28 protein-coding genes are annotated in these 21514 nt (G+C 71.3%); 15 read left to right on the top strand and 13 right to left on the bottom strand.

The annotated features are described in order from the left end of the window. Nucleotides 1-14 precede the first annotated feature (14 nt). From ABZ406_RS05025 to ABZ406_RS05010, 4 genes are read right to left on the bottom strand one after another with little or no spacing between them, the layout of a single operon-like run. Nucleotides 15-158, bottom strand: a complete 144-nt coding sequence (locus ABZ406_RS05025; RefSeq protein WP_007464364.1) for a GPGG-motif small membrane protein — start codon at nt 156-158, stop codon at nt 15-17. Beyond that, nucleotides 149-925 carry a metallophosphoesterase gene (locus ABZ406_RS05020; protein ID WP_357756034.1) on the bottom strand — a complete coding sequence of 259 codons (777 nt, stop codon included), beginning with the start codon at nt 923-925 and terminating at the stop codon, nt 149-151. Before ABZ406_RS05020 ends, ABZ406_RS05025 begins: the two co-directional genes overlap by 10 nt. A 10-nt stretch (nt 926-935) precedes the next feature. Continuing rightward, on the bottom strand, nt 936-1211 hold the full coding sequence (locus ABZ406_RS05015; protein ID WP_357756033.1) for a hypothetical protein: 276 nt from the start codon (nt 1209-1211) through the stop codon (nt 936-938). Then, nucleotides 1208-1792 (bottom strand): nucleotidyltransferase, encoded by a 585-nt coding sequence (locus tag ABZ406_RS05010; protein ID WP_357756032.1) that lies wholly within the window; start codon nt 1790-1792, stop codon nt 1208-1210. Before ABZ406_RS05010 ends, ABZ406_RS05015 begins: the two co-directional genes overlap by 4 nt. A gap of 166 nt (nt 1793-1958) precedes the next feature. Here ABZ406_RS05010 and ABZ406_RS05005 point away from each other — a divergent pair, with 166 nt between their 5' ends. After that, nucleotides 1959-2645, top strand: coding sequence for a dTMP kinase (locus ABZ406_RS05005; RefSeq protein WP_357756031.1), 687 nt, complete (start codon nt 1959-1961; stop codon nt 2643-2645). On the opposite strand, the gene ABZ406_RS05000 is transcribed toward ABZ406_RS05005, so the two are convergent. Continuing rightward, nucleotides 2630-3322: an SDR family NAD(P)-dependent oxidoreductase gene (locus ABZ406_RS05000; protein WP_357756030.1), complete on the bottom strand. Its 693-nt coding sequence runs from the start codon at nt 3320-3322 to the stop codon at nt 2630-2632. The two genes, ABZ406_RS05005 and ABZ406_RS05000, sit on opposite strands and share 16 nt — an antisense overlap. Before the next feature lie 320 nt (nt 3323-3642). Between ABZ406_RS05000 and ABZ406_RS04995 the strand changes: the two genes are divergently transcribed. From ABZ406_RS04995 to ABZ406_RS04980, 4 genes are all read left to right on the top strand, one after another. Continuing rightward, a complete protein-coding gene (locus tag ABZ406_RS04995) occupies nt 3643-4659 on the top strand; it encodes an NAD-dependent epimerase/dehydratase family protein (protein ID WP_357756029.1) in 1017 nt (338 codons plus the stop codon). A gap of 75 nt (nt 4660-4734) precedes the next feature. After that, nucleotides 4735-5649 (top strand): MurR/RpiR family transcriptional regulator, encoded by a 915-nt coding sequence (locus ABZ406_RS04990; RefSeq protein ID WP_357756028.1) that lies wholly within the window; start codon nt 4735-4737, stop codon nt 5647-5649. Beyond that, entirely contained in the window at nt 5646-6587 is a 942-nt protein-coding gene (gene murQ, locus ABZ406_RS04985; protein ID WP_357756027.1) for an N-acetylmuramic acid 6-phosphate etherase, read from the top strand. The genes ABZ406_RS04990 and murQ overlap by 4 nt, the downstream gene beginning before the upstream one ends. Before the next feature lie 375 nt (nt 6588-6962). Continuing rightward, the gene (locus ABZ406_RS04980) at nt 6963-7952 is read left to right on the top strand and encodes a sigma-70 family RNA polymerase sigma factor (RefSeq protein WP_357756026.1); all 990 of its coding nucleotides are present in this window, start codon (nt 6963-6965) and stop codon (nt 7950-7952) included. Nucleotides 7953-8024: 72 nt separating this feature from the next. Here ABZ406_RS04980 and ABZ406_RS04975 read toward each other — a convergent pair whose 3' ends face one another. Further along, on the bottom strand, nt 8025-8999 hold the full coding sequence (locus tag ABZ406_RS04975) for an NlpC/P60 family protein (protein WP_357756025.1): 975 nt from the start codon (nt 8997-8999) through the stop codon (nt 8025-8027). 502 nt (nt 9000-9501) lie between these two features. Here ABZ406_RS04975 and ABZ406_RS04970 point away from each other — a divergent pair. Beyond that, a complete protein-coding gene (locus ABZ406_RS04970; RefSeq protein WP_357756024.1) occupies nt 9502-10023 on the top strand; it encodes a DUF6232 family protein in 522 nt (173 codons plus the stop codon). Nucleotides 10024-10081: 58 nt separating this feature from the next. Here the strand turns inward: ABZ406_RS04970 and ABZ406_RS04965 are convergent, their stop codons facing one another. Both ABZ406_RS04965 and ABZ406_RS04960 read right to left on the bottom strand, forming a co-directional pair. Next, entirely contained in the window at nt 10082-10411 is a 330-nt protein-coding gene (locus ABZ406_RS04965) for a DUF3817 domain-containing protein (protein ID WP_357756023.1), read from the bottom strand. A gap of 26 nt (nt 10412-10437) precedes the next feature. After that, nucleotides 10438-10860, bottom strand: a complete 423-nt coding sequence (locus tag ABZ406_RS04960; protein ID WP_357756022.1) for a hypothetical protein — start codon at nt 10858-10860, stop codon at nt 10438-10440. A gap of 134 nt (nt 10861-10994) precedes the next feature. On the opposite strand from ABZ406_RS04960, the gene ABZ406_RS04955 reads away from it, so the two are divergent. The 3 genes from ABZ406_RS04955 to ABZ406_RS04945 are packed head-to-tail and all read left to right on the top strand — an operon-like array spanning nt 10995 to nt 12261. Beyond that, nucleotides 10995-11333 carry a DUF6158 family protein gene (locus ABZ406_RS04955; protein WP_357756021.1) on the top strand — a complete coding sequence of 113 codons (339 nt, stop codon included), beginning with the start codon at nt 10995-10997 and terminating at the stop codon, nt 11331-11333. Then, nucleotides 11333-11665 (top strand): hypothetical protein, encoded by a 333-nt coding sequence (locus ABZ406_RS04950; protein WP_357756020.1) that lies wholly within the window; start codon nt 11333-11335, stop codon nt 11663-11665. Before ABZ406_RS04955 ends, ABZ406_RS04950 begins: the two co-directional genes overlap by 1 nt. Before the next feature lie 56 nt (nt 11666-11721). Next, nucleotides 11722-12261, top strand: a complete 540-nt coding sequence (locus ABZ406_RS04945) for a DUF1360 domain-containing protein (RefSeq protein WP_357756019.1) — start codon at nt 11722-11724, stop codon at nt 12259-12261. 65 nt (nt 12262-12326) lie between these two features. Here ABZ406_RS04945 and ABZ406_RS04940 read toward each other — a convergent pair whose 3' ends face one another. From ABZ406_RS04940 to ABZ406_RS04930, 3 genes are all read right to left on the bottom strand, one after another. Continuing rightward, on the bottom strand, nt 12327-12521 hold the full coding sequence (locus ABZ406_RS04940) for a hypothetical protein (RefSeq protein WP_357756018.1): 195 nt from the start codon (nt 12519-12521) through the stop codon (nt 12327-12329). A 23-nt stretch (nt 12522-12544) separates the two neighbouring features. After that, nucleotides 12545-12769, bottom strand: coding sequence for a hypothetical protein (locus ABZ406_RS04935; protein ID WP_357756017.1), 225 nt, complete (start codon nt 12767-12769; stop codon nt 12545-12547). A 524-nt stretch (nt 12770-13293) separates the two neighbouring features. Beyond that, a complete protein-coding gene (locus tag ABZ406_RS04930) occupies nt 13294-14379 on the bottom strand; it encodes a 3-deoxy-7-phosphoheptulonate synthase (RefSeq protein WP_357756016.1) in 1086 nt (361 codons plus the stop codon). Between the two features lie 281 nt (nt 14380-14660). Here ABZ406_RS04930 and ABZ406_RS04925 point away from each other — a divergent pair, with 281 nt between their 5' ends. Further along, a complete protein-coding gene (locus ABZ406_RS04925; RefSeq protein WP_357756015.1) occupies nt 14661-14879 on the top strand; it encodes a hypothetical protein in 219 nt (72 codons plus the stop codon). Here ABZ406_RS04925 and ABZ406_RS04920 read toward each other — a convergent pair. After that, on the bottom strand, nt 14846-15583 hold the full coding sequence (locus ABZ406_RS04920) for a phosphodiesterase (protein ID WP_357756014.1): 738 nt from the start codon (nt 15581-15583) through the stop codon (nt 14846-14848). The genes ABZ406_RS04925 and ABZ406_RS04920 overlap by 34 nt on opposite strands. A gap of 103 nt (nt 15584-15686) precedes the next feature. Here ABZ406_RS04920 and ABZ406_RS04915 point away from each other — a divergent pair, with 103 nt between their 5' ends. From ABZ406_RS04915 to ABZ406_RS04900, 4 genes are all read left to right on the top strand, one after another. Further along, on the top strand, nt 15687-16976 hold the full coding sequence (locus tag ABZ406_RS04915) for a pitrilysin family protein (protein WP_357756013.1): 1290 nt from the start codon (nt 15687-15689) through the stop codon (nt 16974-16976). After that, on the top strand, nt 16973-18310 hold the full coding sequence (locus ABZ406_RS04910; protein WP_357756012.1) for a pitrilysin family protein: 1338 nt from the start codon (nt 16973-16975) through the stop codon (nt 18308-18310). The genes ABZ406_RS04915 and ABZ406_RS04910 overlap by 4 nt, the downstream gene beginning before the upstream one ends. Nucleotides 18311-18484: 174 nt before the next feature. Next, on the top strand, nt 18485-19510 hold the full coding sequence (locus ABZ406_RS04905) for an aspartate-semialdehyde dehydrogenase (protein WP_357756011.1): 1026 nt from the start codon (nt 18485-18487) through the stop codon (nt 19508-19510). 153 nt (nt 19511-19663) lie between these two features. Next, nucleotides 19664-20104 (top strand): PPOX class F420-dependent oxidoreductase, encoded by a 441-nt coding sequence (locus ABZ406_RS04900; RefSeq protein WP_357756307.1) that lies wholly within the window; start codon nt 19664-19666, stop codon nt 20102-20104. Between the two features lie 18 nt (nt 20105-20122). Here ABZ406_RS04900 and ABZ406_RS04895 read toward each other — a convergent pair whose 3' ends face one another. Beyond that, on the bottom strand, nt 20123-20704 hold the full coding sequence (locus ABZ406_RS04895; protein ID WP_357756010.1) for a nucleotidyltransferase family protein: 582 nt from the start codon (nt 20702-20704) through the stop codon (nt 20123-20125). Between the two features lie 98 nt (nt 20705-20802). Here ABZ406_RS04895 and ABZ406_RS04890 point away from each other — a divergent pair, with 98 nt between their 5' ends. Beyond that, nucleotides 20803-21486: a TMEM175 family protein gene (locus ABZ406_RS04890; protein ID WP_357756009.1), complete on the top strand. Its 684-nt coding sequence runs from the start codon at nt 20803-20805 to the stop codon at nt 21484-21486. The last annotated feature ends 28 nt before the right edge of the window (nt 21487-21514 follow it).

The following is a 21514-nucleotide window of genomic DNA, read 5'->3' as shown; positions in this document are numbered from 1 at the left end:
GGGCGATACGAGCGCTAATTGAAGATGCTGACACCACCCGGGCCGACCAACAGCCCGACAACGATGAGGACGATGCCCCACAGGATCTGCCGGCGGAACAGCGCGAGGATGCCGGCGACCACGAGTACGACTGCGAGAATCCAGAGAATCAGCTCCATGACCTCTGACTACCCGACTGGCCGATCGGGGAAACCTGGTCCGTGTCGAGTTGATCCCCGACATGAAAAACGCTGTACGCCTGCTTGATCACCGGGTGCGCGACGTTACGGACGCGCACCCCTCCGGGCGTCGTGCCGCGCTCGGTGCCGGCGTGCGCGTGCCCGTGCACGGCAAGCGCGGTGGGCGCCGAGTCGATCGCCTGCCCCAACTGGTACGACCCCAGGAACGGGTAGATCTCCAACGGTTCGCCGACCAGTGTGTCCGGCACCGGTGCGTAGTGGGTGAGCGCGACGAGCATGTCGCAGTCAAGTGAGCGCAGCGCCGCCCCGAGGCGGTCCGCGCTGTCGGTGGTGGTCCGCACGAAGGCCTTCATCTCCGGCTCGCCGAAGTCGCTCGCGCACCGCCCGGCGAACCCACCGCCGAAGCCCTTCACGCCGGCGATGCCGAGCCGGCCGCCCGCGCAGTCCAGCACCACCCCGTTGCCCTCCAGCACGGTGATGCCCGCGTCCTCCAGCACCTTGACCACCTGCGGCACCTGGTCACACTGGTGGTCGTGGTTGCCGAGCACCGTCACCACCGGCACGGCCAAACCGCCGAACTCCTCTGCCACGCAGCGCGCCTCGGCCTCGGTGCCGTGCCGGGTCAGGTCCCCGGCCAGCAGCAGCACGTCGGCGCACTCCGGCAGTTCTTCCAACGCCGGTCGGAACCGGCCGACCACGTCCTTGTCCAGATGCACGTCGCCCACAGCGGCTATCCGGATCACCATGGAACCTCCCTCAGGGCAGTTGCTCGATCTCCGTGGGCGCGTGGGCGCGGATCACCCCGATGTCGCTGGTGATCGGCACGTCCGGGAAGCGCTCGGACACCCGACGCAGGATCTCCTCCCGCCGGTGCGGGCTCTCCACCTCGCCGTGCAGCACGAGGGCTTCTTCTCGTCGGACCACGGTGATCCCCTGTTCGGCGACGGCGGGGTCCTCGACGAGTAACCGTTGGATCTCCGCCTCGACGTACTCGTCAGGTGGGCCCGCGCTCAGGTCGCGTTGGTGGCTCACGATGTCCCCTCTCCTGGCTGGGTGCCGGCGGCCGGCACCACCTCCAGCCGGTCCAGCAGCACCAGGAACGCCTCGGCGTACGGCGAGTGCTGCGTCTCCTTGCGTACCCGTTCCCAGTCGATCTGCTCCCGCAGCGAGCGGGCCAGCGGCAGACCGCGGGCGAAGTCGCAGTAGTGCTGGGAGAAGCTGAGCAGTTTGTGCACCATCAGCTGGGTGGCGGACAGCACCGGCATGCGGATCGCGTCGACAGGCCGGACGACGGTGTCGGCGAACGTCTCCTCGGTCACCGGCGTCTCAACCGGGCGGTGGATCAGGTCGACCATCCGGTCGTCGTCGAAGACCTTCACCAGCCAGTCCTCCGGGGGCCGCTCGGCGACGAAGCCGGCGGCGACAAGTGCCTCCAGCGCCTGTTCGACGTCGGGCTCCCGGATCAGGAAGTCGACGTCGTGATCACTCGAGTGGCCTCCGTGGGCGTAGACGGCGAAGCTGCCGCCCAGGGCGAACGGAATCTCGGACTGCTTGAGCACGGCGGCGACCTTTTTGAGGGTGTGCACCAGACTCTCGTCCCCGCGCTCAGCCATCTGGATTTCCTCCGTCGTCGTGTTGGTGGACCGGCGGTTGGATTTCGAACTCCGGTACCCGTCATTCCGGTCGCCCACACCTGCCGGTGCCCCGGTCGGGCGCCAACAGGGATGAACCATGACAAACCGCGCGGAGCAGGTGCGCGGGTCGGATAACCTGTGGAGAGTGGCCAGATCATCGGGGATGCGACCAGCCAAGGCCCGACTGCGTACCGTCGCCCTGATCGGCATCGACGGTTCGGGCAAGACCACCCAGGCACACCGGTTGGCCGACGCGCTCAACGCCGCCGGCCGCCCCGCCACCTACCGCCGAAACGCCAGTGGACGGCGCTGGCTGGGCCGGCTCGCCCACCGCCTCGGCCGACCGGACGCGCAACGGCTCGTCGGGCGCGACGGCGTGCTCGCCGTGGAGTCGGTGCTGCGCTGGCTCGCCATCGCCATCGCCCTGCTCAGCTGTCTGCTCACCGGGCGGACGGCGGTGATGGACCGCTACTCGGCCTGCCAGTACGCGAGCATCCGGGCGCACGGCGGGCAGCGCTGGGAGCGCCTGGCCCGGGCCGGCTACCGGCTGTTCCCGACGCCGCAGGTGACCTTCCTGCTCACCGTCGACCCGGCGGAGGCGTACCGGCGCATCGAGGAACGCGGCACCGACCACGAGACGATGGGCTGGCTCACCGCCGCCGACACCGCCTACCGGGCGCTACCCGAGTACCCCAGCTTCGTGCTCGTGGACGCGGGTCGCCCGGCCGAAGAGGTGACCGAGCAGATCCAGGCGCACCTGGAGACCTGGCTACCGCCGTCCGCGCCGACCGGGGACGAGGCCGGCCCGGTGGCGGCTCAGGCCCGCCCGTAGACCGGAACCGTGGCCCCACTCGTCGGAGCGGACTCGTCCGACGCCAGGAACCGGATCACCGGCGCGATCTCGTCCGGCGTCACCCAACGGGAGTGGTCGGCGTCGGGCTGTGCCGCCCGGTTCGCCGGGGTGTCGATGACGCTGGGCAGCACCGTGTTGCAGCGCACGTGCTGCGGCCGGTACTCCACCGCCACCGCGTTGGCGAAGGCCAGCACCGCGGCCTTGGCCGTCGAGTAACCGGCCGCGCCGCGGAAAGGGGCGACCGCCGCCCGGGCCGAGACGCAGACCACCGCGCCGCCACCGGACGCCACCAGGTGCGACAGCGCGGTCTGGGTGACCAGGTAGGTCGGCCGCAGGTTGACGGTGAGCATCCGTTCGAACTCCTCGACCGGCGTCTCGTGCACCAGCCCACCGCTGGCGTACCCCCCGACGAGGTTGACCACCGCGCGCAGCGGCGCCGTCGGTTCGCCGGCGGCGACCTCGACCGCCTGTGCCGCGCCCGCCGGCTCGCCCAGGTCCGCGACCACCCGGACCAGTCCGGCGGCCGCTGGCTCCGACCCGGGCCGGGCCTTCCGCTCCGGTACGACCACCCGCCAGCCCGCCTCGACGAACGCGGTGACGACCGCTCCGCCGAGCCCGCCTGACCCCCCGGTCACCAACACGCTGCGCTCTGCCATGCGCCTCACGCTAATACCCCTACCGTCCCCCGCGCCGACCAGCGCTCGTGGTCGGTGGTCGCGGGAGCCCGCGCTCGGGTCCATTGCCGCGAGCATCCCCCTTTGCTCTGCACCCGCCGAAGCGGCGGTCACGCTCTGTGAACGGCGGGCGGTAGGTGGTGCGCGTACGGGTGCAGAGCAAAGGGAGGCTCGGGGGAGTGAGGGGTAGCGGGGGTGGCAGCACGGGAACGGGGGGCGAGACGGGGTGGTGCTTCGCGACGAGGGTCTGCCGTGGGCAGATTGTGTTGGGTTGTTCGGGTGTCGGGACGCAGGATCGGCTGATGAAGATTCTCATTCTCGGTGGGACCCGGTTTCTCGGTCGGGCCACGGCGCAGCTCGCCGTCGAACAGGGACACGACGTGACCTGCGCGGCCCGGGGCGTGTCCGGCGTGGTGCCGGCCGGGGCGCGGTTCGTGCCCGTCGACCGCGACGATCCGGAGGCGCTCGTCCCGCTCGCCGAGGAGGGTTTCGACGCCGTGGTCGACGTGGCCCGCCAGATCAGCCACGCCCGGCACGCGCTCGCGGCACTCGCCGACCACGTCGCCCACTGGTCGTTCGTCTCGACGATCTCGGTGTACGCCGACCACACCACCCCGGGCCAGACCGTGGCGGACGCGCCGGTCCTGGCCCCCGCACCGCCGGACGTGGACGGTCCGATGGGCCCGGATCACCGCTGGTACGGCGAGTGCAAGGTGAGCATCGAGGAGATGGTCCGGGAGCGGATGGGTGGGGACCGTTCGTTCATCTGTCGAGCCGGGCTGATCGTCGGCGCGGAGGATCCGAGCGACCGTTTCCCGTACTGGGTGCGACGGCTCGCGGTCGGCGGCGAGGTGCTGGCGCCCGGGCACCCGACCGACCGGGTGCAGTTCGTGGACGTCGCCGACCTGGCGCGGTGGCTGTTGCACGCCGCCGGCACCCGCCTCGCCGGCACCTACGACGGCAGCGGCCCGGCGATGTCACGGGCCGACCTGTTGGCCGGGGTGGCCGCCGGGCTGGGCGTCACCGATCCGTTCCTCACCTGGGTCGATCAGGAGTTCCTGCTGTCCCACGACGTACGCGAGTGGTCGGGGGAGCGGGCGCTGCCGCTCTGGGTGCGTCTGCCGGAGACCGCCGGCCTGATGGACCGGGACGTTCGACCGGCCCTGGACGCCGGTCTGACGATCCGGCCGCTTGCCGACACCGTTTGGGCGACCGCGTCCTGGCTGGCCGCGCACCCGGCTGCCGTCCGGCAGAGTGGACTGGACCCGGCGGATGAGGCGGCGATCCTGAGGAAGTGGCAGGCTGTACGGGACCGGTGATCCCGGCGACCAAAGTTTCCCCCACCTCGGACAGTCATAGTTGACGCTCACGCCTGCTGAAAGTAAGTTTCAACCGTGGCGAAGAGTGCGAAGATTTCTGCGAGTCACGAGCCCGGTGGGCTGATCGTCCACATCAGCGGGCTGTTGCCGTCGCTGTCGCCCGCCGAGCAGCGGGTCGCCCGGTTGGTGGTCTCCGACCCGGCAGCCGCCGCCCGTCGGACGATCACCGACCTCGCCACCGCAGCCGAGACATCCGAGGCGACAGTCATCAGGTTCTGCCGTTCGGTGGGCATGGACGGTTACCCCCAACTGCGCATTCGCCTGGCCGCCGAGGCCGCCCGCCGGATCGAACCACCGGACGCCCGCGTGGTCGGCGGTGACATCCCGCCCGGAGCGGACCTCGCCCAGATCATCGCCACCATCGCGTTCAACGACGCCCGCGCCGTCGAGGAGACTGCCGAGCAGCTCGACCCGGCGGTCTGCGAGCAGGTGGTCGAGGCGATCGGCGGCGCCGGTCGGATCGACATCTACGGCGCGGGCGCCAGCGGGTTCGTCGCCTCGGACTTCCAGCAGAAGCTGCACCGCATCGGCCGGATCGCCTTCTACTTCCCGGACGTGCACACCGCACTCACCTCGGCCGCCCTCCTCGGCCGGGGAGACGTCGCGATCGGCATCTCGCACACCGGCACCACCTCCGACGTGATCGAGGTGCTGGAGCAGGCCCGTACCCGGGGTGCCGCGACAGTGGCGCTCACCAACTTCCCGCGCTCGCCGATCACCGACGTGGCGGACTTCGTGCTGACGACGGCGGCCCGGGAGACCACCTACCGTTCCGGTGCGACGGCAAGCCGACTGGCCCAGCTCACCGTTGTCGACTGCCTCTTCGTCGGCGTGGCCGCCCGCAACCGGGCCCGGGCCCGCAAGGCACTGGAGGCGACCGCCGAGGCGGTCCAGTCGCACCGGGTGGGTGCCAACCGGAGGCGGGGATGACGGACGGTGCGGAGATGCCCGCACCACCCGCTCGCCCGACGGTCCGGGTGGGCGCCCCCACCGAACGGCGTAACCCGCACAGCGTCGACCTGGACCTGATGTCGACCCGGGACGTGCTCACCGTGATCAACGAGGCGGACCGGCGGGTGCCGGCGGCCGTCGCCGCGGTGCTCGACGAGATCGCCACCACCGTCGACCTGGCGGTCGCCGCCCTTCGCGGCGGTCACCGGGTGCACTACTTCGGAGCCGGCACCTCCGGCCGGCTGGGCGTGCTCGACGCCGCCGAGCTGGCCCCCACCTTCAACTCGCCCCGGCACTGGTTCTGCGCACACCTCGCGGGCGGCCCGGACGCCATGTGGCGGGCCGTGGAGGACGCCGAGGACGATGACCGGGGCGGCGCTGTCGAAGCGGCCAGTTGTGTACGGGCCGGGGACCTGGTGGTCGGTCTGGCGGCCAGCGGGCGCACCCCGTACGTCCTCGGGGCGCTTGCCGCAGCCCGCGCCAAGGGTGCCTCGACCGTGCTCCTCTGCGCCAATCCGGAGGCGGAGGCCGCCCGGTCGGTCGACGTGTTCATCGGGGTGGACACCGGACCCGAGGTGGTCACCGGGTCGACCCGGATGAAGGCGGGCACCGCACAGAAATTGGTGCTCAACACGTTCTCGACAGCCGTCATGGTGCGCCTGGGCCGGGTCTACTCGAACCTCATGATCGATATGGTCGCCACGAACGCGAAACTCCGGGGACGAATGCTCTCGATTCTGGTCGAGGCCACCGGCTGCTCGGAGGAGCTTTCCCAGCGGGCCCTCACCGAGGCCGACGGGGATCTGAAGACCGCCCTGGTCTCCCTCGTCTCGGGCGCCGAGATCGACGTCGCCCGGGCCGCGCTGGCCCGCTCGGCCGACCAGGTACGCGGCGCCCTCGCCCTGCTCTCCCCGTAGCCGCCCGCCCCGGGAAGCGAACCGGGTCTCGGATTGTTCATCGGGCCGGGGGGTAATAACACCCCCGTGGATGAACCGACCGGTCCACCGGTGCGTATCTGGCAGTGACCAGGATCGCATCGCGGTGGTGACCCGGGTCGCTGTGCCCCCACGGCGGGCGGTGTTGCCATGGGTCGTAACCCGTACGTGGTGCCCGGTGGCTATCCACCCGGTGGGGTGCTGACAGCAAACATGGACCGTGCTCTCAGCTACTACTCAGGCATTCGTGACACTTTCGACTCACGACGAGGAATCCCCGACACGTCTCATCTGTTGTGTAGGTGTCAGCACCGATGGGCACAGCAGAAGTTACCAGGGGCTGACCGGTGTTGATGAATGGCAAGGAACCGGGCAACCGGCGCGAGCGAGGGGACCGTGGGCAACGTGGACAAGAACATCGGCATGCGAACCGATCAGGTCGCCGAGGAACGCGACCTGGTGGGCGTCTACCTGCACGAGATCTCCCGGACGCCACTGCTGGACGCCGCCCGGGAGGTAGAGCTCTCCAAGGCGATCGAGGCCGGCCTCTACGCCGAGCACCTGCTCGGTGAGGAAGCCATTCCCGCCGGTCTCGACCGGGCCGACCTGGAGTGGCTGGTCGTCGAGGGTGAGCGGGCTAAGGACCTCTTCATCCGTGCCAACCTCCGACTGGTCGTGTCGATCGCCCGGCGCTACGTGCGCTCGGGAATGCCCATGCTGGACCTGATCCAGGAGGGCAACACCGGCCTCGTCCGGGCGGTCGAGAAGTTCGACTACGAGCGCGGCTACAAGTTCTCCACCTACGCCACCTGGTGGATTCGGCAGGCGATCAGCCGGGCGATCGCCCAGCAGGAGCGCACTGTCCGTCTGCCGGTGCACCTGGTGGAGGACGTCAACCGGATGCGCAACGTGGCTCGGCAGCTCACCCGTGAGTTGGGCAGCGACCCGGAGCCGGAGCAGATCGCCACCGCCCTCGGCGTCACAGTCGAGCGGGTGAACGAGCTGCGCCGGTGGTCGCAGGACACCGTTTCGCTGGACACCCCGGTCGGTGACGACGGCGACACCAGCCTCGGCGACCTGGTCGCCGACACTGACGCGCCGTCGCCGGAGGACATCGTCCTCAGCGGCCTGGAGCGGCAGCGCATCGAAGGGCTGCTCAACCACCTGGACGACCGGTCCGCCGGCATCATGCGGGCCCGCTACGGGCTGGAGGACGGCCGGGAGCACTCGCTCACCGAGGTCGCGTCCCGCTTCTCGCTGTCCCGCGAGCGGATCCGCCAGCTGGAGATCCAGGCCCTCGGTCGGCTCCGTGAGCTGGCCCGCGCGGAGGGGCTGCAGGCAGCCTGACCTGGTAGTAATGACGGTGAACGGCCGGCGTCCGATAGGGGGACGCCGGCCGTTCACCGTTTGCCTGTGGTGTCAGCGAACCCGGCCGTAACCCTCGATGGGCATCATGTTCATGCCGCGCTTGAGGACGTTGCGACCGGCGCTCGGCGCGTCGATCACCTGACCGCCACCCACGTAGAGGGCGACGTGACCGAGCCCGTTGTAGAAGATCAGGTCGCCGGGGCGTAGGTCGCCCCGCCCGATGTGGCTGACCGCACCCCACTGCATCCGGGTGTTGTGCGGCAGGGACTTCCCGGCCGCCCGCCAGGCCGCCGAGGTCAGCCCGGAGCAGTCGTAGCCGTTCGGCCCGTCGGCTGCCCAGACGTACGGCTTGCCGATCGCGCCGAACGCGTAGCGCACCGCCGTTCCGGCGGCACCTGACACGGCCGGCACGTCCTTGGCCTCGGCCAGCGTCTTCGACCGGGGTCGCTCGGTGGCGGCCCCGTACGCCTGCCGGCGCAGCTCGTACAGCTTGGCCAGATCCTGCTCGATCTGCTTCTTACCCGCGGCCAGCTGGCGAGCCTGCGCGGCCTGCCGGGTCACTGTCGCATCCAGGCGGGACTTCTCGTCGAGCAGCCGCTGCTGGTCGGCCGTGAAGCCGGAAATGCGCTCCTGCCGCTGGCGGGTCAACTGCTCGATCGTGCCGAGCCGGTCCAGCAGCGCGGTCGAGCCGCCGGCACGCAGCAGGGCGTCAGCGGTACGCAGGCCGCCACTCTTGTACGCGGTGGAGGCGAGCTTGGCCACGTCGGCCCGGCTCTGCTCGACCTGCTGTTCGAGCGGGCCGATGCGGGTCTGTAATCGGGCCACGGCGGCCTCGTTTGTCTTGATCTCCTCGCGCAGCTTGTTGTACGACTCGACGACCCGCTCCAACTCGGCCGAGGACGTCTCGATCCGGCGGGTCAGGTCGGCGGGGGACGGCTCGGCACGGGCCACCGCCGTCGGGGCGATCAGCGCGGCCGACATGCCGACCAGCGCCACGGTGCGCAGCAGATTTCTCAGGGATGACAAGAGCGGAAGGCCCCTCTCCCACGGCCGCCGGGGCTGCTGACGCCCTCGACGACACCGGCCGGGGCCACCCGGGCGGACGGCACTGGGCCGGACCGGCTCGCCCAACCTAACCCGAGACGGTTGTCGCTCGCAGTGGAAGCAGGGGCGAATGTGGGGAGTGTTGCGCGTCGTGCCGGTGGGTTCGATGGCGTCACAGTGGCGAATGACGCCTGCCAGCGAGAGAAATTCGTCCCTTTTGGGAAACTGCTGACGGATATGCGACCTTGGTCGTTCCGGGCGTATGCCGCCGGATTCCTGGCCTCCATAACCGATAAAAGCTGAAATGGATGCTGTTTCTTGGCGATGTCACCCGTCGGTGGCCGGCTGCCGAGAACCGATAAATGCCCAGGTCGACTGGCGGTGCACCAACACAATGAAGGCCGGAGCCGGGAATCCCGTCGACAGCTAGCGATGACTGTCACCGGCGGGTCCACCCGGCCAACCGTCCCCTGCGGGAGGAACCGTGAATCGTGAAGGCGCAAAGACGCGACCGCCGCGAACGGTGCCGGGTGCCCGGTCGACCCTGCTGTACGCGCGGCCCGGCATCATCGTGACCGTCGACCGGTTCACCGTCGGCCGGAACAGCTACCGGGTCGCCGACCTGACCCACCTGCGCACCACCCGGGGCCCGCACGACCGGATCGCCGTCCGGGCCGTCGTCATCACCGCCGGCATGCTCGGCGGGGTGGGGGTGCTCCTCGGCTTCACCGGCGGTCTGCAGCACCTCACCGCCGAGGCGTACCTGATCCTCGGCGCGGTGTTCCTGGTGCCGGCCGCGCTGGCCCTGGTCGGCGACCGCTGGCGCCCACCGCCCCACGAGTTGTGGGGGTGGTACAGAGGTTCCGAGGTGCTGCTGTTCAGCGCCGACGACGAACGGCAGTTCGGCCAGGTCACCAGGGCGTTGCTGCGGGCCCGAGAGGTCAACCGCTACGGCGGTTGGGTCGACCCGCTCGCCTCGGCGGACCCGTGGCGGCCCCACCGCTGAACCCGTGTCCGGGGGGTCGGAACGGGATCCGCGCCGGCCCGCCGGCCGTTCGACGCGCTCAGCCGGCGACCGGCTCCGGAGCCCGTTCCTGCTGCGGCGCGGCCAACCAGGCGCTGACCTTGCGCTCGGCGTAGAACGAGACGAACGGCACGGTGCCGGCCAGCATCACCAACAGCATCCGCTTCAGCGGCCAGTCGGCTCGGCGGCTCAGGTCGAACGCGGCCACCAGGTAGATCATGTAGAGGAAGCCGTGTGCCGGCCCCACCGTCTCCACCACGACCGGGTTGTCGAACGCGTACTTCAGAGGCATGCCGATCACGACCAGCAGGATCAGCACCACGCCCACGATCCAGGCGATCACGCGGTACCGGGTAAGGGCAGCGCCCACCTTCGTCCGTCCTTCCGAGCCCCGGCTCAGCCGGGATAGTCACCGGGCCGGGCGCCCGGATTGGCGTTCAACCATGACAGGTAGTGGTTGTAGGCGGCGAGGTCGGTGTCCTCGACCACATCACCGGCGGCCGGCCCCCGGGACACCCGCACGGGTCGGCGTACCGCGGGTCGGGACCCGGCGGTGACCGCCGGCGGCGGCTCGACGGCCGGCTCCGCAGGCGGAGCGTCGGCCTCCTCAGCCCGGCGACGGGCCAGCTTCACCTCGCGCCACCACACGTAGACCACGAAGCCGGCGAAGACCGGCCACTCGACCGCGTACCCCCAGCTCAGGCTGTTGCCGGCGGTGGCCCGGCTGATCTGCCACCAGCCCAGCCCCAGGAAGCCCACGACCAGCACGACCATGGCCACATGGCGCGCGATCCACGCCGGGGTCCAGAGTCGCCTCATGGCAACGAGGGTACCGGGGCCACCGCCGGTCTCCGACACCGTGTCGTAGTTGCCGCCTGGCCGACCTGGTTTGGCCTCACCGCCCCTGGGCATTCGTTTAGACGCCAGCCCAAACGAGATCAAGGGGGGCGATCATGACCGGATCGGTACGAGAAGACGGCTTTGCATCCAGCGGCAGCGCGGAGATGAGCCCGGAGCAGCGGGTGCCCGAATGGGGCGGCGATGAGTTCGCCGACCCGGCCGGCGCTCCCGGTCTCGACGGCGATCTGCTCGGCATCGACCCGACGGAGCTGACCGACGAGGACCTGATCCGCGAGGTGCACAGCCTGCACCGCACCCGTCTGGACACCCTGCGGCACGCGGCGGACTCCGCACTCGCCAACCACCTGCGGCGCACGGCGGAGCTGGAGACCGAGTACCTGGCCCGCCACCCGGGCCGCGAGGTCGACCCCAGCCGCCTGCGGGACGCCTGATGCCGGCCCGCGCCGTGCGCGGCATGTCCGCGCCACCCGAGGTGGTCTTCAACACCGCCACCGACCCCGCCCGGGCCTCGGCCTGGCTGCCCGAGCCACTGCGTGGCGACGGCAGCCCCGCCGCCGAGGTCAGCGGTGAGGAGCTACGCGCCCGCTGGGGCGACACCGGCGACTGGTCCGCCGAGATCCGGGTCGAGCCGGCGGATTCGGGTGGTGCCCGGATCCAGCTCGACCTCGCCGACGGATCGAGCGGGCCCGGTCCGGACCAGTTGGCCGACGAGGCCCTCACCAACCTGGTACGCGAGGTCGCCGACAACCTCCAGGCTGGCTGAGCCGGCCGCGCGGGACCCCTGGTCCCGCACCCCGCCACGACACGTGAGGAGAACGGGTGAGCGACACTGGCCTGCGGCAGAAGGCGGCCCGGCTACGCCGGGCCTACGCGCCGCACGAGCACCGGCCGCTCGGCGGCTACCTGGTGGCCATGGGTGCCTACGCCGGGGTGACCGGGGCTCTCGCCGGCCTGGTCAAGGCGACCGGTCGGCCGGTGCCGGAGCGCCCCGCCCCGTCCGACGTGGTGCTGCTCTCCATCGCCACCCACAAGCTGAGCCGGTTGCTGTCCAAGGACGCGGTGACCAGCCCGCTGCGGGCCCCGTTCACCCGCTACGACCGCCCGATCGGCAGCGGCGAGGTGATGGAGCAGGTCCGCGACTCGGGCAGCCCGACCCGGCACGCCATCGGAGAGTTGCTGAGCTGCCCGTTCTGCCTGGCGGTCTGGGTGGCCACCGGGCTGACCGGGGGCCTGGTGCTCGCGCCCCGGCTCACCCGCCTGGTGGCGACCGCGCTGACGGCGGTCGCCGCGTCCGACTTCCTCCAGATGGCGTACGCGACGGCGCAGCAGGCCGCCGAGGGCGGGCACGGCGACGACTGACAATTGGCGGACGTGACGCGGAAGGGGGGCCGGCATCATGCCGGCCCCCCTTCTTGTCGTACGTCTCAGCGCTGCATCCCGGACCAACCGTGCGGGGACTCCGGCTCTCGTTCGTCCTCGTCCGCCCCGGTGATGATGTCCCGGTCCACCGCGGTCCTGTCGTGCTCGTTGGCGAAGTCCGGCTCGGGCGTGGTGTCCCTGCCCTTCGGGGGCTGACCCAGCGCCGGCATCTTCTCGTCGTGGTCCTCGTGGTTCGACATGTCGGTGTCCCTTCTGCGGTCGCTCAGCCGACCGAACCGCCCAGCAGGTCGCTGGCCTCGTCGACCGCGTACTCACCCTCGGGGAGTGCGTTGATGCGGTCGAGCAGCTCCGGGGGGAGTTCGGCGGCCACCGCTTGGCGGTAGATCTCCGCCTGCTCAACCCGCTCCTGCGCCCGGAAGATGCCGTCGAGCAGGTCGTCCAGCGCCCGGGTGTCCGGCTCGTCGGCCTGTGGTGAGTCGTCGGTCACGTCGATCAGCTACCCGGGGCAGAATCGGTCAAACGTCACAGGGGCGGCCGGCCCGTCCGCGTGGTCGACGGCCGTGCGAACCCGCGGTCGTGGTCGTGGTCGGTGGTCGCCCGCGCTCGGGGTCCACTGCCGTGCGAACCCTCCTTTGCTCTGCACCCGCCGATGCGACAGTCACGCTCGGTGAACGGGGCGCGGTAGGTGGTGCACGGACGGGTGCAGAGCAAAGGAGGGTTGGGAGCGCGAGGGGGTAGCGGGGGTGGCAGGACGGGACGGGGGTCGCGGGTACCGACAGCGCCGCCCCCGACCTTGTGGGTCGGGGGCGGCGCTGGTGTCGATGTGCAGGTCGCCTCTCGGCGAGTGGCACTACGCGGCTCCGGCCGAACGGTATTCCGCGAAGGCTATTTAGGTGAGGCCCGGGGACACTGAGTCACACCGACACCCCAGTCAACGAGCCGACCCCCGCTCGTGTTCCGTGTCCCTACGTGTCGGCGGTCACAGCGTCAGGCAGCGAGGCCGAGCCACCGTCACACAGTCGACGGCAGGGTGGCCCGGCGGGCCCGCACGGCCGAGGCGAGGTGGTCGAGCACGTCGGCCGTGTCGTCCCAGCCCAGGCAGGCGTCGGTGACGGACCGGCCGTACTCCAGCTCCCGGGTGGGGTCGAGGTCCTGCCGGCCGGGCAGCAGGAACGACTCCAGCATCAGGCCGGTGATGCCCCGCTGGCCGGCGGCCAGTTGGGCGGCCACGTCCGCGGCGACGAGCGGCTGGTTGCGGTGGTCCTTGCCGCTGTTGGCGTGACTGGCGTCGATCACCAGCCGCTCCGGCAGGCCGGCTGCCCGGAGCAGGTCGAGCGCAGCCGCCACCGACTCGGCGTCGTAGTTGGGCCGCCCACCCCCGCCGCGCAGCACCAGGTGCCCGTCCGTGTTGCCCCGGGTGTGCATGATCGCCGGGGTGCCGGAGAAGTCGATGCCGGGGAAGACGTGCGGCACCCCGGCGGCGCGGATCGCGTCCACTGCCGTGTCGATGCTGCCGTCCGGGCGGTTCTTCATGCCGATCGGCATGGACAGGCCGGAGGCGAGCTGGCGGTGCACCTGACTCTCCACGGTGCGGGCGCCGATCGCTCCCCAGCCCACCGTGTCCGCGATGTACTGCGGGGTGATCGGATCGAGGAACTCGCAACCCACCGGCAGGCCGAGGCGGAGCACGTCGAGCAGCAGCGCCCGAGCCAACCGCAGACCGGTGTTGACATCCCCGCTGCCGTCCAGCCCCGGGTCGTTGATCAGGCCCTTCCAGCCGACGGTGGAGCGTGGCTTCTCGAAGTAGACACGCATGACGATCAGCAGGTCGTCGGCGAGCCGGTCAGCTGCCGTCCGCAGACGCTGCGCGTATTCGAGAGCGGCGGCCGGGTCGTGCACCGAGCAGGGGCCCACCACCACCAGCAGGCGGTCGTCCTCGCGGTCCAGTACGCGAGCGACCGCGCGGCGGCTGGAAAGCACCGCCGCCGCGAGCGGGGCGTCCAGGGGTAACTCGTGGTGCAGCAGGGCTGGAGTGGTCAGCGGCACGACACGGTGGATGCGCTGATCGCTGACCCGATGGGTCTCCGGGGTGGTCACGGTGGGCTTCCTTCCGCCGACCGTGCCCGGGGCCGGTGCCCGGGACGAGCCGGCTGCTTGTACGCAAAAGGGCAGGAACGACAGCTCCTGCCCGGCCGGCTCGATTGTGGTGACATCAGTTCATGGTGAAGTCACCGGCTTGCGAGCCGGCTGCCTAAACCATCGATAGGAACGCGTCACCGGACCAGCGTACCCGACCGCACGCGCCCACCCCGCCTGTCGTCTCAAGATGCGGGGCGAAGGTCGCGTGCCGGGGACGCGGTCGGGGTAACAGGGGTCCCATGACACACGAGCAGAGCGATCAGGAGCGGGTGGAGTCCCGCGCGCACCACCTCCTGCCCGAGGAGAAGGCCGCGGGAAGCGACGACCCGGAGGCGCAGGCCGAGGCCATCCTCGCCGACTCGGACCTCCGCGAGGCGGACCAGAACGCCGCCCCGGACACGGTGCTGGAACGTCGTACCTCGGATCAGACCGTGGTCGCTGTCGAACCGCCGGACTGAGCGGTCGCCCCACGCGCCCGGCGCGACCCCCGGTAGGTCTGGTCGCGCAACCAGGCCAGCGGACCTGCCACCCGAAGTTCGGGTGGCAGGTTGCGCACCGGGTCGAAGGCGAGCGCCGCGTCCTCCTCCGCACCGAGTGGGGCACCGAAGCTGACCTGCCCGACCAGCCGCCACGCCCCCACCGCCGACGCGACGGCGAGCACCAGGCGCGGGGCGTCCGTCCGGGCCGCGGCGGCCACCGTGGCCAGGCTGCGACCGAGGTCGACCGACTCGGGGTCGGCGAGCGCCGCCAGCCAGAGGCGTCGCCGACCGCTGCGGTAGTACGTGATCGTGCTGTACGTGCCGGTGAAGCGGCGTCGGGGCAGCGGCAGGTTCCGCAGCACCGGGGCCGCGCCGCTGGAGCTGACGAGCAGGTCGAACGGCCGACCGTCGTCGCCGTGCAGACGCAGTGCGAGACCCAGGACGTCGGGCCAACTGCCGGGTGTGGGCGTTCCCTTGGAGAGTCGGACTGTGGTCCGGTACCGGCCGGGGTGGTCCAGCAGAGCGACCCCGGTGGGTGGTCCGGGCGTACCCCAGATCACCGTCTCGCCGACGAACGAGCGACCGGCCGGGTGCAGCAACCGGCCGCGGCGCAGCCGGCCGAGTGCGGTGCTGGCGCGCTCGACGGCGGTGGCGGCCCTGGACGGAGGCGGGGTGACGGTCATTGCTTCCCGGTACCCCGAGCGGCGGCCCCGATGCCGCCCGGGTCGGCTCGCCGACCGACAGCACGTCACCTTTCCGCCCCCGAGATCGGATAGCGTCGGGGGCATGCCCGACAGCGGTTACCCCTGGCCCATTCAGACATCCCGACTGGACAACGGCCTGCGTGTGGTGGTGAGTGAGGATCGCACCGCGCCCGCCGTGGCCGTCAACCTCTGGTACGACGTCGGCTCCCGGCACGAGCCGGCCGGGCATACAGGCTTCGCCCATCTCTTCGAACACCTGATGTTCGAGGGCTCGGTGAACGTGGCGAAGACCGAGCACATGAAGCTCATCCAGGGCTCCGGCGGCTCGCTCAACGCCACCACCAACCCGGACCGGACCAACTACTTCGAGACGGTCCCGGCCGAGCACCTGGAGTTGGCGCTCTGGCTGGAGGCCGACCGGATGGGCGGCCTGGTCCCCGCCCTCACCCAGGAGACGCTCGACAACCAGCGGGATGTGGTCAAGAACGAGCGCCGGCAGCGCTACGAGAACGTGCCGTACGGCGATGCCTGGTTGCGGCTGTTGCCGCTGCTCTACCCGCCGGGGCACCCCTACCACCACGCGACGATCGGCTCGATGGCCGACCTGAACGCCGCCGACCTCGCCACCTTCCAGGCGTTCCACCAGACCTACTACGCGCCGAACAACGCGGTGCTCACAGTTGTCGGCGACGCCACCGCCTCCGACGTGTTCGCGCTCGCCGACAAATACTTCGGCGCGCTGCCCGCCCGCGACGACATCCCGCCGGCGCCGGACGGTCGCAGCGTCCCCGCCACCGGTCAGACGGCAGTGGAGTCGGTGAGCGCCGACGTGCCCGCCCCGCGGGTGTACATCGCCCACCGCAGCCACCCGTTCGGCAGCCCCGGGTACAACGTGATCACCGTGCTCGCCACAGTCCTCGGCAGCGGCCGGGGCAGCCGGCTCTACCAGCGCCTCGCCGACGGCGAGAGGATCGCGCAGCCGGACCTGGTCGGGGCGTACGGGGTGGATCTCGCACACGCCCCGGCACCGCTGATCGCCACCGCCACCGCCCGCCCCGGAGTGAGCGCCGAGCGGCTGGCCGAAGGGCTGGCCGAGGTCGTCGACGAGTTGGCCACCGTGCCGGTCACCGCCTCGGAGCTGGATCGGGCCAAGGCGTTGCTCAGCACCGGGTGGTGGCGTCAGCTGTCCACCGTCGACGGCCGCGCGGACCTGCTCGGCCGGTACACCACCCAGTTCGGTGACCCGGCCCACATCGCCGACCAGTTGCCGGCCCTGCTCGCGGTCACCGCCGAGCAGATCGCCGAGGCCGCCGCCGACGTGCTCGCCACCGACCGGGTGATCCTGACCTACCTGCCCGAGGAGACCTCATGACGCTGATCGCCGACCGTCCCGGCCCGGGCGCGGCCCGCCCGTACCGGTTCCCGCCGGTGGTCCGCCGCGCCGTGGCCGGTGGTCAGGTCGTCGCCGCGCACCTGCCCGGGCAGAACCTCGCCGTGGCCCTGCTGCTGCTCGACGTGGGCGCGGGCCAGGAGCCGGTCGGTAAGGAGGGCCTGTCCGGTGTGCTGGCCAAGGCGTTGGAGGAGGGGACCGCGCAGCGGGACGCCGCCGCGTACGCGCTCGCCGTCGAAGGGCTCGGCACCGCGCTGTCGACAGGGTTGGACTGGGACTCGTTCCAAGCCAGCGTGGTGCTCCCGGTGGACCGGCTGAGCGCGGCGGTGGAGCTGCTCGCCGAGGCGGTCCGGACGCCCAAGCTCGACCCCGCCGACGTACGCCGGGTCCGCGACGACGAGGCGACAGCGCTCCGGATGGACTGGGCCAACCCCGGCCCGCGTGCCGACGCGGCGCTTCGCGCCGACCTGTTCGGCGCGCAGAACCGTTGGGGGCGGCCGATGTACGGCGACCCGGAGTCGGTCGCCGGGTTGGACGTGGAGGACGTGACGGTCTTCCACTCCGAGTGGTTCCTACGCCCCGGCACCCTGATCGTCGCCGGTGACCTGGACCGGATCGACCTGGACGCGCTGGCCGCCGCGGCGTTCGCCGGCACCGGTGGTGGTCCGGCCGAGCGGGGCGGTCCCATCGAGGTGCCACTGCACGGCGGTCGACGGATCATCCTGGTGGACCGGCCCGGCTCGGTGCAGTCCACGCTGCGACTGGGTCACCCGGCACCGCACCGGGCGCACCCGGACTACGTGCCGATGACGCTCGCCGGCACGGTGCTCGGCGGGGCTTTCACGTCCCGACTCAACCACCTGCTGCGCGAGGTGCACGGCTACACCTACGGCATCCGGGGTGACTTCGCCGCGTCGCGGCGGTTCGGTCGGTTCGCGGTCAGCTCCGGGGTGCAGACGGCGGTCACCGCGCCGGCCCTGGTCGAGGCGGTGGGCGAGATCACCCGTACCCAGGTCGACGGGGTGACCGAGGACGAGCTGGAGGTCGCCCGTTCCTGGCGAGCCGGGCAGCTCTCGGTCGAGTTGCAGAGCCCTCGAGCGATCGCCTCCGCGCTCACCACCCTGGTGGTTCACGACCTGCCGGACGACTACCACGCGCGGTTGCGCGAGTCGCTGCTCTCCGCCGACGTGGACCAGGTCTCCGCGGCGGCGGCCACCCACCTGCACCCGGAGGCCCTCACCCTGGTCGTCGAGGGTGACGCCACGGTGATCCGCGCCGACCTGGAATCCACCGCCCTGGGAGACCTCCTCTCCTGAACCCCTTCTCCTGACCGCCCCCTTTCGCGGTTGATCAAGAGGTTTGCGTCATTCCGAGCACGTGATTTGACGCAAACCTCTTGATCAACCGCTGCGGGGGCGGGGTGTGAGGTGCGACCCGGGGGGTGGGAAAGGGGTCCCGGTTCCGGGGGTGGGGTCGGTAGCCTCGCGGGCATGAGGATCGGCATTGTGGGAGCCACCGGCCAGGTCGGTGGCGTGATGCGGCAGGTGCTGGCGGAACGGAAGTTCCCGGCGGAGCAGGTGCGGTTGTTCGCCTCGGCGCGGTCCGCCGGGCGTACGCTGCCGTGGCGCGACGGTGAGGTGACAGTCGAGGACGCCGCGACCGCGGACTACTCCGAGCTGGACATCGTGCTCTTCTCGGCCGGCAAGGGCACCGCCCGGGAGTTGGCGCCACGGGTCGCCGAGGCCGGCGCCGTGGTGATCGACAACTCGTCGGCGTTCCGGATGGACCCGCAGGTGCCGCTTGTGGTCGCCGAGGTCAACCCGCACGCCGCCCTGGACCGCCCGAAGGGCATCATCGCCAACCCCAACTGCACCACGATGGCCGCGATGCCGGTGCTGCGTCCGCTGCACGCCGAAGCTGGCCTGGTGGGCCTGGTCGTCTCCACGTACCAGGCGGTCTCCGGCGCCGGGCTGGCCGGCGTCGCCGAGCTGGACGAGCAGGTCCGCAAGGTGGCCGAGCACGCCGCCGGGCTGGCCTTCGACGGGTCGGCAGTGGAGTTCCCGGCACCGCGCTCGTTCACCCAGCCGATCGCCTTCAACGTCCTCCCGCTGGCCGGTTCGATCGTCGACGACGGCTCGTTCGAGACCGACGAGGAGCAGAAGCTCCGCAACGAGAGCCGCAAGATCCTGGAGATCCCCGACCTGAAGGTCTCCGGCACCTGCGTCCGGGTGCCGGTCTTCACCGGGCACTCGCTCCAGATCAACGCCCGGTTCGCCCGGCCGCTCACCCCGCAACGCGCCCACGAACTGCTGGCCGACGCGCCCGGGGTGGCACTCACCGACGTCCCGACGCCGTTGCAGGCCGCCGGCCAGGACCCGACCTACGTGGGCCGGATCCGCGCCGACGAGACAGTGGAGTACGGGCTGGCCCTGTTCTGCTCCAACGACAACCTGCGCAAGGGCGCCGCGCTGAACGCGGTGCAACTCGCCGAGCTGGTCGCCGCCGAGCGCCGCTGAGCGGCGCGGTCGCCACATCAGCCCACTCCCACCGAGCACCGGGCCCCTGCCGTACGTCGGCGGGGGCCCGTGCGCGTGGGGGCAGTCTCGCCTACGACGGCGGCAGGTCGTGCTTGGATGGAGCGGAGACGACCGTCCAACCTGGAGGACACCATGCCGGATGACCGCACCCAGCAGGCGCTCACCGATCTGGTGGCCGGCCGCCCGATCGGCGTGCTCGCCACCATCAAGCGGGACGGGCGTCCGCAACTGTCCACGGTGCTCTACTCCTTCGACCGGGACGCGGGCCTGATCCGGGTCTCCGTCACCGACGGCCGCGCCAAGACCGCGAACCTGCGCCGCGACCCGCGCGCCAGCTTCCACGTCAGCAGCGAGGACGGCTGGGCGTACGCGGTGGTCGAGGGTCGCGCCGCACTGACCCCGCCGGCCACCCAACTCGTCGACGACACCGTCGAGGAGCTGGTGGCGCTCTACCGTGCGGTGAGCGGCGAACACCCCGACTGGGACGAGTACCGCCAGGCCATGGTCGACGAGGGACGGATCGTGTTGCGCCTGCACGTCGAACGGCTGTACGGCATGCCGCCCCGAGGCTGAGCCCGCCGAACCCGCCGTTCAGCCCGGCTCGATCACCGTCACGCCGGGCCAACGCTGCGCCGGCCGGTGCCGGGTCAACCGCTGCCGGGACCCGGCGACGTCCACCCGGGCCGGGTTGTGCCGCCACACCCCACCCAGCAGATCCGTCAGGCCGTACGGCGCGCGGACCTCCAGCCGGTCGGCCGGGTCCAGGCGGACGACCACCGCCGTCGCGTACTCCGGCCAGGTGGCAACCGCCTCGGCCACGCTGCGGTACGGCTCGATCGGGTCGCCGCCGAACGTGGCCGCGTACCAGGTGTGCACCGCTGCCTGGTTGCGCGCCTGCCACGGCGGCTGCGGCCACATCTTCGTCAGCCGGGCGGTCGCCTGGTCGTCGTCGGCGCGGGTCAGCCGCGTCGGGTCGAAGAAGACGACGTCCACGTCGCGGACCCGCGTCGGGTCGAACCCGTCGCCGTACCGCTCGCCCCAGACCAGGTCGCGCAGGGCCCCCGCGCCGATCCAGGCGTCCGGCAGCCCGGAGTCACGTACCGCTGTCAGCGCCCGGGTCAGCCAACCGCTGCCCGCGACCAGTTCCCGCAACTCCGCTTCGCCCGTCACCATCCGCCGACGGTAGGCGGCGCCCATGGGCGGGTGCACCGCCGCTCGGCGGGTATGCCGTTCCGCCGTGCCGTCGCGGGACGTCGGGGAGGGGGTGGGGGATGGGCGCTGCCACGAGCAGTGACGAGAACCTTCCCGGCGGCCCGCCCCTGCGGCGGGAAACCTCCCGGCTGCTGTCGTTCAGCGACGGGGTCTTCGCGATCATCATCACGCTGCTGGTGCTCGACCTTCAGCCTCCCCGGGTCGGCCGCGGTCAGCTGCTGCACGCGTTGGTCGAGCAGTGGCCGGCGTACCTCGCCTATGTCACGTCGTACGCGTACGTGGCGGTGGGCTGGCTGAACCACCGAGCCGCCTTCAACCGGGTGGAGAACAGCGGAAAGGCCCTCCAGTGGTACAACCTCGCTGTGCTGTTCAGCACCGCGCTGCTGCCGTTCGCCACATCTGTCGTCTCGCAGGCCATGCGGGACGGTGACCAGGCGGACCAGCGGACCGGAGTGGTCGTCTACGGTCTGGTCGGCGTGCTGGTCTCGGTGAGCTGGTTGGGGCTGTACCACTACCTCGCCCGGCATCACGACCTGCTCGACCAGGCGGTGCCACGTCGGTTCTTTCCGGCCGAACGGGCCAGGGCCGCTGTCGGCCTCCTGGGGTACGTGCTGGCGATCCTGGTCGGATTCCTGGCCAGCCCGCTGTTCGCGCTGGTGATCTTTCTGCTGCTGCCGGCGTTCTACAGCCTGACCAGCAGCGGTCTGTACGAGCTGCGACGCCTGCGCCACCCGCGCGGATAGGCCGGGGCCGTCGGCGTTACCCCCTCCC

This window comes from Micromonospora sp. NPDC005710 (genome assembly GCF_040630995.1).
Lineage (GTDB): Bacteria > Actinomycetota > Actinomycetes > Mycobacteriales > Micromonosporaceae > Micromonospora.
Note: the sequence above shows the minus strand (reverse complement) of the source record. Positions and strands in the feature narration are given on the sequence as shown.

Coding starts and splice junctions, on each gene's coding strand:
- ABZ406_RS05025 (WP_007464364.1), bottom strand. CDS start 158: ATGGAGCTGATTCTCTGGATTCTCGCAGTCGTACTCGTGGTCGCCGGC.
- ABZ406_RS05020 (WP_357756034.1), bottom strand. CDS start 925: ATGGTGATCCGGATAGCCGCTGTGGGCGACGTGCATCTGGACAAGGAC.
- ABZ406_RS05010 (WP_357756032.1), bottom strand. CDS start 1,792: ATGGCTGAGCGCGGGGACGAGAGTCTGGTGCACACCCTCAAAAAGGTC.
- ABZ406_RS05000 (WP_357756030.1), bottom strand. CDS start 3,322: ATGGCAGAGCGCAGCGTGTTGGTGACCGGGGGGTCAGGCGGGCTCGGC.
- ABZ406_RS04995 (WP_357756029.1), top strand. CDS start 3,643: ATGAAGATTCTCATTCTCGGTGGGACCCGGTTTCTCGGTCGGGCCACG.
- murQ (WP_357756027.1), top strand. CDS start 5,646: ATGACGGACGGTGCGGAGATGCCCGCACCACCCGCTCGCCCGACGGTC.
- ABZ406_RS04980 (WP_357756026.1), top strand. CDS start 6,963: ATGGCAAGGAACCGGGCAACCGGCGCGAGCGAGGGGACCGTGGGCAAC.
- ABZ406_RS04960 (WP_357756022.1), bottom strand. CDS start 10,860: ATGAGGCGACTCTGGACCCCGGCGTGGATCGCGCGCCATGTGGCCATG.
- ABZ406_RS04955 (WP_357756021.1), top strand. CDS start 10,995: ATGACCGGATCGGTACGAGAAGACGGCTTTGCATCCAGCGGCAGCGCG.
- ABZ406_RS04950 (WP_357756020.1), top strand. CDS start 11,333: ATGCCGGCCCGCGCCGTGCGCGGCATGTCCGCGCCACCCGAGGTGGTC.
- ABZ406_RS04940 (WP_357756018.1), bottom strand. CDS start 12,521: ATGTCGAACCACGAGGACCACGACGAGAAGATGCCGGCGCTGGGTCAG.
- ABZ406_RS04925 (WP_357756015.1), top strand. CDS start 14,661: ATGACACACGAGCAGAGCGATCAGGAGCGGGTGGAGTCCCGCGCGCAC.
- ABZ406_RS04920 (WP_357756014.1), bottom strand. CDS start 15,583: ATGACCGTCACCCCGCCTCCGTCCAGGGCCGCCACCGCCGTCGAGCGC.
- ABZ406_RS04915 (WP_357756013.1), top strand. CDS start 15,687: ATGCCCGACAGCGGTTACCCCTGGCCCATTCAGACATCCCGACTGGAC.
- ABZ406_RS04910 (WP_357756012.1), top strand. CDS start 16,973: ATGACGCTGATCGCCGACCGTCCCGGCCCGGGCGCGGCCCGCCCGTAC.
- ABZ406_RS04905 (WP_357756011.1), top strand. CDS start 18,485: ATGAGGATCGGCATTGTGGGAGCCACCGGCCAGGTCGGTGGCGTGATG.
- ABZ406_RS04900 (WP_357756307.1), top strand. CDS start 19,664: ATGCCGGATGACCGCACCCAGCAGGCGCTCACCGATCTGGTGGCCGGC.
- ABZ406_RS04895 (WP_357756010.1), bottom strand. CDS start 20,704: ATGGTGACGGGCGAAGCGGAGTTGCGGGAACTGGTCGCGGGCAGCGGT.
- ABZ406_RS04890 (WP_357756009.1), top strand. CDS start 20,803: ATGGGCGCTGCCACGAGCAGTGACGAGAACCTTCCCGGCGGCCCGCCC.